Raw genomic sequence first — 14,431 nt, 5'->3', positions numbered from 1 at the left:
TCAAGCTGATCTTTGGTTATCTCATGGCCTGCGGTCCTGCCCGTTGGCTCTGCCCTCCAGGTGGATATTAGTGACGATGGAAAGTTTCAGGGGTTATCCATGCTGGTGAGCGCCGAGTTCCGGATTTTCAGCAATCAACGGGAAGGTCTGCTGCTCGATGTCGGCAAGATCCTTTCGGAGAACGGATTCCACATACGCAGGCAACGACTTACTCCTGGCGGGGGTGGGGCCATTCTCGTCATCGGCGTGAAAGGACAATCCGACAGCCTGTTGCATGTGCAGGAAAGCCTCGTAAACCATCCGCTGGTGCGCAGCTTCGAGATGGAAATGCTGGATATTCCCGAGAAGGAAATGCCGGCTTCTCCTCGAGCCCGTGGCATCACCAGTCCGGCTGCATCGGTTTCGGCGCCAGGTGTCGAGGAGAAAAGCGTTCCTCCAGCAGCAACGGCGCTGTCTCCTGTCCGCTCTCCGCCGGCAGCCGGTTCGATCAGGGAGCGCCCTGAAACCGCTGCCCGGTACGACTCCGAAGCTGTACTTGCCAGGATCGCGCAGACCTATCCCAATGTATTTCCACATCTGGAAACGCTAGAGGGTGCGCTGGCGCCGGGCCAGTTTGAGCCCACCATGATCCATGTCGGGCGACGGGTCGGTGCATGGGTATACAAGCGCGATTTTGCCCTGGGGGGACGCCTGGAACTGCCCGAAGCGCTGCGAAGAATCGTCCTGCCTGCCATGCGGCGGATCGTCCAGGTGGGGCTGCGGAATGATCTCCTGGAAGTGCACGGGAGTCCATTCTGCCATCGCGGTCACGCCGGCGAATGCTGCCACTTCTTCCGTGGGTTCATCGCCGGATTGCTCGGCTCCGAAATGGAGGGGAGGCATCTGGCCGTTTCGGAAATCGCCTGTTGCAACACCGGCGCGGCTTCCTGCCATTTCTCAGTTGTCTGAGTGCCTGACGAGGATCGACTTTGCACGCTCACCATACAATTCAATGCATCCATGATCCGCTGCTGGTGGTGCTGTCCTATATTGTTTCCGTCCTCGGATCCTATACTGCACTGCAGCTGGCTATCGGCATACCTGCAGCCCGTACCCTGACTGGGCGATGGCGGGCAATCACCTGGTCCGGCATGGCGATGGGGGGAGGTGCGATCTGGGCAATGCATTTCATTGCCATGCTGGCCTGTCGAATGGATGTCGAGGTTTCATATGACCTGACTGTCACGGTCATGTCCGCCCTGATCGGGATGGTCTCCTGCATGGCCGGACTGGCCTTGGCCGGCCTTGGCGTGTTCAGCTGGTACAAGCTGGGGGTGGCGGGGACGATCATGGGCCTGGGGGTTGCAGGCATGCATTACTCTGGAATGGCGGCGATGATAATGAAGGCCGACACGGTCTATGCGCCGTCGCTGGTTCTCCTTTCCGTGGCCATTGCGATTGCCGCCTCGATGGCGGCGCTCTGGCTGGCATTCAACATGCGCGGCAGATGGCAGATGGTGGGTAGTGCCCTTGTAATGGGGGGCGCTGTCTGTGGCATGCACTACACCGGCATGGCGGCCGCATCCTTTGTCCCGAATGATCTGCCGGTTGAACATGCGGGTATCAGTGGCAGTTATCTGGGGATGGGAATTTTTGCGGTGACCACGATCCTGCTGGCAGTCGTTCTCTCGACCAGCATCATCCGCCAGCGACAGCGCCAGCAAGTGAGGATATGACGCCTGGTTCCGGCTTCCGGTCACGTCGATCGTGAGGCCATGACAGCGATGATGCGAGGCAGTTCGATCGGAGCCGCAGGGGCGGGTGGCGCCGACCGGCCGGGGAGGGTTGTCTGCAATCCCCCGGCTCAGGGGCAAGTTGTTGGACGACCTGCAACGCCGGGCGCACCTTGGCGTCCTATGAGGCAACAGCTGTGCGAGCAGTGCGGACGCAGACTGTAGGTGCTGCGGGGAGCGATTGTCAGAAGGGCTGGGATGGGCCTTGCAGGACTTTGCTGGTCACGGGCAGGTAACTGTTGCGGGGTGCCATGGTCCGTACCTGGTGTCGTCTGCGGCCAGCTCCAGTGCTTCGTGGTGCCGGATGCCGAGGCTGCGCTCGCGTTTTCCGCGGGGCAGCTTCTTCATCGCGGGGACGCAGCCTCACGGGCGCGGGGATTTCGCCTGTGCCGATGTGGCCCAACTTCAGATCCTGGAGGCGCAACCGACAACCTCCGAAACCGAGGCGGCTCAGGGGTGCGTGCTGCAACTGCACCGAATCAGTTGTCTCGGCTGGAGGGCTGACCGGGCCTGCAGCCGCAGTCTGTCCAAGCCCCAGGCTTTGCCCTTTGCCGCCACCGCCCTGTGACGAATCGCGTTTGCCCATTGCGATCGTGTCCGGTTGCTGCGTCCCTGGCACCTGGTACAGCAGGCATCGGTTTGTCGGCCGCACGAAGCAGGCCAGATGGAAAGAGAGATCTCTCCCCGGGGCGAGGGCTGGCGGCTCCTTCCGCAACGGCATGGCCCGCCACCGGCCTGCGCGTCTGGAGATGCATGGCATCCATGGTCCGTCTTCCCGGCACAGCCAGCAGGGGCAGGCGCGACCCTAAACTTTCTTCGGCTCGCCGGGACTGATCACCAGAGGAGCCCGACTGCGTCCATGAGGGAGGCGGGGCAGCTGGGGAGTTTGTTCATGTCGGCAGTGTTCACGGGTAATGGTCTGGGTCTGTTCAACACGTCGCTGAGCCAGTTGGGGTATGGACTGGGCGGTGGTGCGGGGGTGGGACAGGGGCGGGACAGCCAGTACGTGAACGCGGCCACGGGCAACCTGGTATGGCAGAGCAGCGACGAGCATCTGGTGTTCCGCGGGTTGAGCGTGAACCTGATGCGGACTTACAACAGCCTGGGGCTGTTGTCGGAGGTCGGGGCCGATGGCTGGGTGACGGGTTTCGAGCGGCGGGTGGCCCTGCAGGGCGGCACGTTCAACGAAGCCGGCAGCGTGATGCGGCGTTTTGCCGGTGATGGTTCGTATCAGGACTTTGCCTATGTATCGGCCAACACCTATCGCTCAACCGGAGGGGAAGGAGCCCACGACACGCTGAGCTGGACGGGGAGCGGGTGGCGTTATGTGGAGGGCAGCACGCGCCGGGAAGAGGGGTATGCCGACCACGCCGATGCTGTCCGGCAGGGACGGTTGACGTACCTGCGCGAGCTTCGCAGCGACGGGACGCTGCCGGTGACCTGGCAGGTTGACTATGACGCCAGCCAGCGGATCGCACAGATCCGTGCCGACGATGGCGGCAGTGGCGGGGATGCGCTGGTCTTCGGGTACGACGGGGCGGGCCGGTTGAACAGCATCGCTACCCGGGAGGCAGGCGTGGTGCGCCACCAGGTGGCCTATGAATACGACGGCCAGGGAAGGCTGGTCGGGGTGGTGACGGACCTGACGCCGGACAATGCGGCCGACAACACCTGGAACGCCACGACCGCGTCCCAGAACGACGGGCGGCTGTTCCGCACCCAGTACACCTATGAGGGGACGAGCCTGCGGCTGGCGTCGGTCAGGCAGGGCGACGGGACGGTGGTGAGTTTCACCTACCACGCCGATGGCCGGGTCAAGACGGTCACGCGGGGAGATACGAACGCCGACGATGCCGATGGCCTGGGCGAAACCTTCACCTATGCATATGCGGCGGGCAGCACCACGGTGAGCGACAGTCTGGGTCGTGCGTGGGTGTATGGATTCGATGCCGAGGGGCAGCTGACCAGCCTGGTGGCGCCGGCGGTATCGGGGCAGTCGGACGTGACGACCTACCAGTACGATGCGTCGGGCAACGTGGTGCAGGCCAGGACCGTGCGTGGCGCGGCGGTGCTGTCGCAGTTGGACTATGCCTACGATGCGTCGGGCAACGTGACGTGGGAGTGGGACGGGCTGGGCAATGCGATCAGCCGTACGTGGAGTACGGGCAATCAGTTGCTGAGCCTGACGCGTTACACGGGCGCGGATCCGGACCGGGAGGGCGCGGTGCTGCCCACGGGCGGCCAGACGACACGCTACGTATATGACGCGCAGGACCGGCTGCGTTTCGTGATCGACGCGCTGGGCCAGGTGAGCGAGTTCACGTATGCGGCCAGCGGCAACGGGATCGGCCAGCAGAGCAGCCTGCGGCAGTATCTGGGAGCCAGCTACGCCGGTACGTTTGACCTGGCGGGGCTGGAGGCGTGGGCGACCAGTGCGAGGAAGGCGAGCAGCCAGCTGACCGACCTGGGCTATGACGCGTGGGGACGACTGAGCCTGCGCGCGGAGTACGCCACGGTCGATGCATCCGGCGTCGGGGTACTGGATTCGGCGGCGAGCCTGACCCGCTACACCTACGATGCGCAAGGGACGCTGCGCCAGCAGGTGACGCTGCGCAACGGCAACCGCACGGGCGGTGGGGCGGCGCTGGCCGGCAGCCAGCAGGTCGACTATGTCTACGACGGCCTGGGGCGGTTGTTGAGCAGCACCAGCCGCGAGATCGGCGTGTCGGGCGTTCTGCAGACGAATTATGCGTACCTGGACTCGGGCCACCAGGTGGTGATGACCGACAGTGGCGGGCGCGTGGTCACGCAGACGCGCGATGCGGCCGGGCGGCTGGTCTCGGTCGGCGAGCAGGGCAGTGCGGGCAGCCAGGCCCGCACGCAGTTGAATTATTACGACGCGAGCGGGCAGCTGCGCGCCAGCGAGGATGCCGCCGGCGGGCGGAGCTATTTCTTCTATGACGCCAAGGGTCGGCTGGAAGCCACGGTGGATGCCACCGGGGCGGTCACCCGGACCTACTACGACGGGGCGGACCGGGTGGTGGGCACGCGGCAGTACGCCAACCGCCTGACGACCGGCACCTGGCTGGTGGCCGGCAAGGTGGTGCCAACGCAGGTGGACAGCCTGGGGATCGTGGCCAATGCGCAGCTTGACCGTGTCACGGGGCGCACGTACGACGCCGCGGGGCGGTTGGCCACGCAGACCGATGGGCTGGAGGGCAGCGCCGAGCGCTCGATCAGTACGTATGCCTACGATGGCGCGGGCCGGCTGCTGCAGGTGCGCACGACCGATGCGGCCGGCACCGCGGCCACGGCAAGGGTGGTGCGCTACTTCCATGACGAGGCCGGCCGCCAGGTCGGCGTGCTGGACGCGGACGGGTACCTGACCGAGACGCAGTACGACCGGGCCGGTCGCATCCAGTGGCAGACGCAGTATGCGAGCGCATCGCCATCGGCGTACCGGGCGGCGGGCACGCTGGCGCAGCTGCGTCCCGGCGCGACGGGACAGGACCAGACCACCCGCTACTTCCACGATGGGCGTGGCCAGCTGGTGGGCGTGCTGGATGCGCAGGGCTACCTGACCGAATACATCGTCGATGAGACATGGAGCGTGCGCGCCGAGCGTCGCTACGGCACGGCGGTGGCCTTCGTCCAGGGCGACACGCTGGCCAGCCTGCGCGCGCAGGCCGGTACCTACGAGCAGGTGCGCAGGCAATACGACGGCCAGGGCCGGCTGGCGATCGAGTCCAACGCCGAAGGCACGCAGACCCGGTACAGCTACGATGCGGCCGGGCGCCTGGTGAAGACGGAGACGGCGCTGGGCACCAGCGAGGTGCGGGAGGGACACCGGCGCTACAACGCCTTCGGCGAGCTGATCGGCGAAATCAGCGGCGAGGGAGCGCTGCAGCTGCTGCCGGGGATGAGCGAGGCGCAGCTGGATGCGATCTACGCGCAGTACGGGGTGCGCCACGACTACGACGTGCTCGGTCGCCGGATCGAGAGCATCGACGCGGCGGGCAACAAGACCTGGTACTTCTACGACAGCGCCGGTCGGCTGACCTTCACGGTCAAGGGCGTGGACGATAAAACGGGGCTGCAGAACGCACGTGGCGAGGTGACCGAAACCCGCTATACCGCCTTTGGCGATGTTTCCGACACGATCGCCTATACCGGCCGACTGACCATTGCGGTGCCGGGCAGCCGTGCCAGCGCGGCCAATGCCATCAGTACGCTGGCCTATGCGGCGGCGGTGGACACGCGGCGCCAGTATGCCTATACCGCGCGTGGCCAGCTGGCGCAGGCCATCGATGCCGAGAACGCGGTGACCACCTACGCGTATACCGCGTTCGGCGAGCTGAGCCGTGTCGTTGCCGCCAGCGGTACGGCATCGGCTTCGACCACCGACTACGTCTACGACCGCCGTGGCCACCTGACCCAGCGCACCGAGGGCGTGGGCAGCGGCAGCGTGCGCATTGCCGGTTTCAGTTACGACGCCTTCGGGCGGGTGATCGGCGAGGTCGATGGCCGCGGTACGCCCACCGCCTATGGTTACGACCGCCTGGGGCGGCAGATCAGCGTCAGCCGTACGGTGCAGGGCCGGGTGGAGACGGTGAGCACCGCCTACGACGCCTACCGGCGTACCCGCGTCACCGATGCGCGCGGCATGGTGACGACCTACGCCTACGATCCGGCCACGCAGGTCATGACGGTGACCTCGGCCGAAGGCATCCAGGTGAGCACGGCCTACAACCGGCACGGCCAGGTACTGACGGTGACCGATGCCGCCGGCCGGGTGGTCACGCGCAATGCCTATGACCGCGATGGCCTGCTGACGAGCAGCCGCGATGCGCTGGACCAAGCTTCGACCCAGTCCTACGATGCCCGCGGGCTGCTGGTGGCCACGGTCGACGCCAGCGGCCGCCGGGTCGAGTTCCGCTACGACGCGCAGGGACGGTTGCTGCAGCGGATCGAGGATCCGGGCGCGGGCAAGTTGAACCACACCACGAGCTACAGTTACGACGGGCAGGGGCGCCAGCTGACGGTGACCGATGCCAGTGGCCGGGTGACCGGCTACAGCTACGACCGGGAAGGGCGCCTGGCGCAGGTGGCCCAGAACCCGGCCGGCCTGAACCAGCGCACGGTGTTCGCCTATGACGCGCAGGGCCGCCAGGTCACGGTGACCGAAGGCTACGGCACGGCCGAGGCCCGGGTGACGCAGTATGTCTACGACGCGCTGGGTCGGCGCACCGCCGAGGTGGTGGATCCGGGCGCCGGCAAGCTCAACCTGACCACGTCCTATGCCTATGACGGCAACGACAACGTCATCCGCCGCACCGATGCGACCGGCGCGGTCACGCGCTACTACTACGACGAAGCCAACCGCCAGATCCACCAGGTCGATCCGCTGGGCGGGCTGACCCGCAACTGGTACGACGCCAATGGCCGCCTGGTGGCTACCCGCAGTGCGGCGCAGGCGTTGACGCCGGCACAGCTGGCCGCGCTGGGCGACGCCACCACCGTGGCCCAGCTCGATGCGCTGCGCGTGGAGAGCGCCAACGATGCCGGGCGCTTCCTGACCTATGACAACGATGGGCGGGTGCGCTACAGCATCGACCTTACCGGCGCGGTCGAGCAGACCCTGTACGACAATGTCGGCCGGACCATCGGGACGCGCGCCTACGCCGGCAAGCTCAGCCTGGGCAGCACGCTGATCGCCCAGCTGCGCGCCGGAACGGCCGCGGTTTCCCCGACAGCCAATGACGGCAGCGACCAGCGCACCTGGAATGTCCTGGATGCGGCCGGGCGTATCCGCTACGTGATCGACGGGCTGGGACAAACCAGGGAAATCTACTACGACGCGGCCGGCGGCATTGCCGGTACGCGGGCCTACGCAACGGCGATCGCACTGGACGCGCCCCTGGTCGGCAAGCTCGATGGCGGCACGGCGGCCCCGGCGGACATCAGCGGCAAGCTTGCCGTCAATGATGGCCGGGACATGCGCAGCTACAACGTCCTCGACGCGGCGGGCCGGCTTCGTTATGTCGTCGATGCGTTGGGAGCGGTACGGGAATACCTGCTGGACGCGGCCGGCCGCACGGTGGGTACCCGGCGCTACGCGCAGGCCATGACGGTCGACAGCGCCCTGCTTGCAAAGCTGAAGGCGGGCACCGCCACCACGGCCGACATGGCCGCCAGCATCGTCGCCGACGAAGCGGCCGACGAGCAGAGCTACCAGGTCTTCGACGCCGCCGGTCGCGCGCGGTTCACGCTGGACCTGCTCGGCGACGCCGCGGGCGCCACCACCGGCATGCTGCGCGAACTGCGCTACGACGCGCTGGGCCGTGTCACCGAAAGCCGCGAACGCGAGACGAGGATCAGCGCGACCGCACTGGGCCCGCGGCTGGAGGCGCTGCGCAACGGCACGCTGCTTTTCAGCTCGATCGCCAGCTGGATGAACGGCGCCCAGCGCATCACCCGCTTCGTCCATGACGCGGCGGGCAACCAGCGCTACGTCCTGCGCGAGGACGGCAATGGCGCCTCCACCGTGCAGGAGCGCCGCTACGACGCGGCCGGCCGGGTCGTGGCCGAAACCGCGTATGGCGTGACCATCCCGTCGACCACGGCGACGACGGTGGAGGACGTGGGCGCCGCCCTGGCCGCGGCCAACGGCAACGCCGCCGCCAACCAGCGCACCACCCGCATGGTGCACGACGCGAACGGCGCGGTGCGCTTCGTGGTGGACAGCCTGGGCGGTGTCACCGAACGCCGCTACGACGCCCTGGGGCGCGTGGTGGAGAGCCGCCAGTATGCGGTCGCGATCGCGGCTGCCACCGCCATGACCGAAACGGCGCTCGCCGCTGCGGTCGCGGGGCAGGGGGCGGGCAACGTGCGCAGCACCACCACCGCTTACGACGCGGCCGGACGCGTGGCGTCCGTCACCGATGCTGCAGGCGGGATCGAGCGCCATGCCTACGACGCGCTGGGCAACCGCATCAGCTACACCAACAAGCTGGGCCACGTATGGACCTACGCCTACGATGCGGCCGGGCGCCTGGCGGAGGAGAGCAGCCCCGTCGTCACGGTGGCCACCGCCACGGGCGCCGGCACCGTAAGTACCGCCACGCGCAGCATCAAGACGGTCACGGCCTATGATGCGCTGGGCAATGTCGTCAGCCGGACCGAGGATGCCGCCAGCACCCAGCCGCGCATCACCCGGTACGAGTACGACAACCGCGGCAACCAGGTCCGCACGATCTTCCCCGACGCATGGCAGATCAACCCCGCTACCGGCCAGCTGGCGGCAACCGGGACCACGCCCACGGTCGAGGTGACCTATGACGCGCTGGGCCGTGCCGTGGTGCAGAAGGATGTGCGCGGGAACCTCAGCTACAGGATCTACGACACGCTGGGGCGCATCGCCTGCGAGATCGACGCCGAAGGCCATGCCACCGGCTACACCTACAACACTTTCGGCGATCAACTGACACTGCGCCGTTACGCCATCAAGGCCAATACCTCCGTCAACAGCGGGTGGAGCGCGGGTGAGCCCATCACCCAGGTACTGGCCGCCACCGCCGGCTTCATCACGACAGACGCGGCGGACCGGGTGCTGACCAACGCCTACGATCTGTTGGGCCGCCAGGTCTCGGTCACCCAATCGTCGATCAGCTACGTCAAGGCCAACGGCACCACCGCCAGCGCTTCGCCCCGGACCGAATTCGCCTACAACGGCCATGGCGAGCTGGCCAGAACCTCGGTCCTGCTGGATGCGGAGAGCAATACCTGGGCCGACACGTTCCAGTACTACGACGAACTGGGCCGGGCCACGCTGAGGGTGGATGCGGAAGGGTACGTGACCCGGACGCAGTACAACGTCCAGGGCGAGGTGACCGAGGTGCGCGAGTACGCCCGCGCCCTGTCGGCCGCGGTGCAGTCGGGGCTGACGACGCAGGCACCGCCGCCCCCGCCGGCGGCCGGCGATACCGCGACCGGTTACGACCGCGTGGTGAGCTACACCTACGATGCGCTGGGCCGCAAGGCCAGTGAGGCCGTGCTGCGCCACCATGGCCAGGTCGACGGCTCGCAGGGCGTGCGCAGCGTCACCACGCAGTGGACCTACGATGCGGCCGGGCAGATCGTGCTCACCGACCTGGACGGGCAGAAGACGCGCACCAGCTACGATGCGCTGGGCCGGGTGGTCGCGGTACAGGAAGCGGCGCAGCAGCGGCTGTCGGCCAATGCCGAAAGCCAGTTGCTGGGAACCACCGCGGTCGGCCTGGGCACGCAGGCGCTCTACGTCTCGGTCTCGGCCTACACGGCCATGGTCCATGACGCCTTTGGCAATGCGGTGCGGATCACCCGCTATGCCAATGGCCTACAGGAAGGGCAGACCGCGCCGGTGGCCGATGCGGCCAACGACCAGGTCAGCGTGGTGAGTTACGACCGCCAGGGGCGGGCGGTGATGAGCCAGGACGCGCAGGGCCAGCGCGTGTTCCTGCAGTACGATGCCGCCGACCATGTGCTGCACAGCTGGTACACCCTGTCCGGCAACGACGGCCGCGACACGACCGTACACAGCTATTACACCTACGACGGCGCGGGGCGGCAGCTGACCAGCCGCACGCAGCGCGATGGCGCCAGCGCGCCGGATCAGCGCGAAGCGGTGCGCTACAACGCCTTCGGCGAGATCATCGCCAAGGGCGACGACGACGCGGCCGGCGCCACGCTGCAGGCGCAGTACCAGTACGACCGGGCCGGCAACCTGGTGCGCAGCAATGCCGAGGGCGGCGTGTGGCGCGACTACGGCTACGATCTGGCCGGCCACCAGCGGCGTGAATCGCACAGCGTGCGGGCCAGCACCGGCAACGTGACGGCGGTGACCCGGTACGTGAACGACCGCCTGGGGCGCACGGTGCAGATGGTGCTGCCCTCGCATACGGACGACGTGAACCAGTCCAATACCCTGGCCAAGCGCCTGGACCGCTGGGGCAACGTGCTGGAACTGACCGATCCGCGCGGCTACCTGACCACGTACGAGTACAACGAAGGCAACCAGCTGGTAAGGCAGGTCCAGCCGCTGGTGAAGGTGGTGACCAACAACGCCGCCGGCACCTGGCTGCGGCCGGAGCTCACCTGGTCCTACGACGCGCTCGGCCGCCTGATCGCCAGCCGCGACGGCAATGGCAACCTCACGCGCTACGAGTACGACGGCGCCGGCAAGCAGACCCGGGTGATCGATGCCAACGGCAGCGTGACCCTGACCGCCTACGATGTCCTCGGCCGCGAACGCATCGTCCAGAACGCGCTGGGGTACCTGACGTTCAAACAGTACGACCGGCTGGACCGGGTCACCGCCCACGGCGACTACCTGCCGACATCCAACGGCGCCGCGCGCACCAAGAAGACCCTGGAAAGCTACACGCTCAACCAGAACGGCCAGCGCCTGCAGGTCGCCAACGCCATGGGGCAGACCTACAAGTACGACTACGACAGCCGGGGGCTGCTGCTGCGCAGCCAGACCCCGATGGGCGTAGTGATGGAGTACGCCTACGACCTGGGCGGGCGCCGGGCGCTGGAACGCTATGCCCTGAGCCATGCCAACGTGGTCGACCGCGATGGCGAAACGGTGCGGACCAACGAGCAGACCTGGGACTACGACTACTTCGGGCGCCTGGTCGACCACAACGACCTGAGCGGACGGGACTACGACTACACCTACGACGCCACCTCCGGCCAGCTGCTCAGCGAAACCAACAGCTCCGGCCTCAACCGCACCACCACCTACTACGCCAATGGCCTGGTGCGCCAGATACAGGAAGCCGGCGGCGGCACCTTCACCTATGCCTACGACCAGGCCGGCAACCGCATCCAGGAACAGGTGCAGGTCTCCGACAGCCGCGGCAAGGCCTTCAACCTGCGCACCCAGATCGTCTACGACAGCCACAACCGGCTGCAGCAGGTCCTGCAGGACGACCTGGGCACCGGCCAGCGGATGTTCGAGCTGAGCTACGACTACGACGCCGCCGGCAACCGCACCCACGTGCTGGCGCGCAGCGCCTATGGCGAGAACGCCCTGCCGATTACCGTGGTCGACAGGCCGCCGGAAGTCATCGGCCTGCCGCCCGGCCGCACCCTCCGCACGGGCGTGGCTTCCGAATTCCGGGTGCGCCTGACCGACCTGTTCCGCGACCCGGAAGGCAAGCCGCTGAGCGTGAGCGCCGCCCAGGTGGTGGCCGGATCGGTCGCCGCGCTGCCCTCCTGGCTCAGCTACAGCGTGGACGCCGCCACCGGCGAAGCCGTGTTCCAGGCGACGGCCGGCTCCAGCGTGGCCAACAACCAGACCTTCCGGCTGCGCCTGACCGCCAACGATGGCGGCAGCACCGCCCATGTCGAATTCGACCTGGGCGTGCGCGACAACACCGCGCCGACCAACAAGGCCGGCGCGCCCACCAGCTTCCCGGTCAAGACCGGAAGACCCTGGGCGATGGAATTGCTGGCGGACGACTATTTCGTCGATCCCGATGTGGGAGACAGCCTGGCCATCAGGGCCAGCGTCAGTCCCGCCGCCGGCTGGCTGGTCATCGACGCCTCCAACCCCTCGGTACTGCGGCTGAGCGCATCGTCCCCGGTGGCTGGAACCTACACCCTGACGCTCCGGGTCACCGACCAGCTGGGCGCCACCAAAACCCGGAACGTCACCCTGGTGGTGGCGGACAACAGCGCGCCGGCCGTCGTCGCGCCGATCCCGGCGCAGGAAGCGACCCGTGGCCGCAATTTCGTGCTGGAGCGGGACCTGTCGCAGGTATTCAGCGATGCGCAGGGCGATGTCCTGGGCGTCCAGGCCTCGCTGTCCAACGGAGCGGCGCTGCCCTCCTGGCTGAGTTTCAGTTTCCTCGGCGGCCAGGCCGTGCCGAAGCTGCGGTTCGATGGAGATGTTCCGGCCAGCGTGGCCAACGGCACGGTCCTCACCATCCGGTTGACCGCCACCGATCCTGACGGCGCCACGGTCTCGACCACGTTCACGCTCACGGTGCGGAGCAACCGTGCACCGAACGCCATCGGCACCGTGCCGGCCCAGCAGCTCCGCATCGGCGAGGCATTGAACCTCCAGGTTCCGGTCGCGACGCTGTTCCAGGATCCGGAAGGCGATGCGATGACCTACGAGTTGTTGCATCCCGAAGGCACGGCCAAGAGCGGCTGGATGCGGCTGGAGTTCGACGCCGCCAGCGGCCAGCTCAAGCTGCTGGGGACGCCCAACAATGCGGCCAACCACGTCGGCACCTATACCGTGCAGATCCGGGCGCGCGACATCGAGGGCCTGACCCAGACCATCACCGTTTCCCTGCAGGTCAGGAACGAGACCGCTCCCACGCGTTCGGCCATCGCGCTTCATGACCAGACGATCAAGATCGGACGCAGCTTCAGTTTCACGCTTCCGGAAAACCTGTTCGTCGACGCGGAAAACGATCCCATTGCGCTCAGCCTTGGAGTGGTGGTCCAGCACAAGGAATGGCTGGACACCGTTCCTCCCCAGTGGATCTACTGGGTCGAAGAAGGGCCGCTGCCCGCCTGGATGAGCTTCAACCCGGCGACGCGCGTCGTGTCAGGCACCGTGCCTGCGGGCACGAGCGCGCACTCCTTCGTGCTGCGCGTCGACGCCCATGACGGCCGGCGATGGGCCGCGCAGAGCGACCAGGTCGGCCCAGCGGGGGAGGTTCTGGACAACGACATCAAGATCGACGTCGTCCCCTTCGTTAACTCCGCTCCGGTCTACAGCAGTGGGGCCTTGCCCAACCGGGCGCTGGTCCATGGCGGCGCCGTGGATTTCGCGCTGCCGGCCGGGGCCTTCAGCGAACCCGACGGCGATGCGCTGACGTACTCCGCGGAAGTCCTGGTCGGAAGCATCTGGAAGAACATCTCCGAACTGGGGCTGAGCATCAATGCCACCACCGGCAGAATCACCGGCACCGCGACCAGCCTGTTCCAGGCCAGTTACAGCGCCCGCATCGTCGCGCGCGATCCGCAGGGCGCATCGGCGACCGGCAGCTTTTCCTTCAGCGTCAACAATACGGCGCCCACCGCCGCGACCATTCCGTCCCAGGCGCTGGCGCGCAATGTCAGCGGCAGCATCCCGGTGGCCGCCTACTTCAGCGACGTCAACGCCGATGCCCTGACCTTCAGTGCCACCGGGCTGCCCGCTGGACTGAGCATCTCCACCTCGGGCGTGATCAGCGGCGCGGCCACCGCGGCGCTGGGGAGCTACGTGGTGACGGTCACCGCCAACGATGGCCGGGGCGGAACCGTTTCCAGCGCGTTCACACTGACCCTGACCAACAGCGCCCCCACCGCGCCAACCATCCCCAACCAGAGCGCCGCGGCCGGAGCGGCCTGGAGCTACACCGTCCCGGCCTTCACCGACCCCAACGGCGATGCCCTGACCTACACGGTCAGCGGCCTGCCGGCCTGGATGAGCTTCAATGCCAGTACCCGCGTGCTCAGCGGTACCCCGGGCGCCGTGGGCAGCTGGACCATCACGGTCACCGCCACCGACCCCTCGGGCGCCGCGGTCAGCAGGGCCTTCACCGTCACCACGCCGAATGCGGCGCCGGTGGCCGGCACCATTCCGGCGCAGTCGATGGCGCGCAACATCAGCGGCAGCA

General features: G+C 67.3%; 3 protein-coding genes. All 3 read left to right on the top strand.

Annotated elements, in window-relative coordinates; translation table 11 throughout:
• Positions 1–99: 99 nt before the first annotated feature.
• On the top strand, positions 100–948 hold the full coding sequence (locus AC06FP_RS05040; RefSeq protein ID WP_478074760.1) for a hypothetical protein: 849 nt from the start codon (positions 100–102) through the stop codon (positions 946–948).
• Positions 949–968: 20 nt separating this feature from the next.
• Complete coding sequence (locus tag AC06FP_RS05035; protein ID WP_478074759.1) at positions 969–1,715, top strand: MHYT domain-containing protein; 747 nt, start codon at positions 969–971, stop codon at positions 1,713–1,715.
• Positions 1,716–2,664: 949 nt separating this feature from the next.
• On the top strand, positions 2,665–14,431 hold an 11,767-nt coding region (locus AC06FP_RS05030), incomplete at its 3' end, for a putative Ig domain-containing protein (RefSeq protein WP_478074758.1).

Source organism: Stenotrophomonas sp. Steno-Z2 (genome assembly GCF_056393235.1).
The sequence above is the reverse complement of the archived record's forward strand: the minus strand, read 5'-3'. Positions and strand labels throughout refer to the sequence as shown.

Excerpts from the sequence above, each read along its gene's own strand:
- AC06FP_RS05040 (WP_478074760.1), top strand. The coding sequence starts at position 100 with ATGCTGGTGAGCGCCGAGTTCCGGATTTTCAGCAATCAACGGGAAGGT.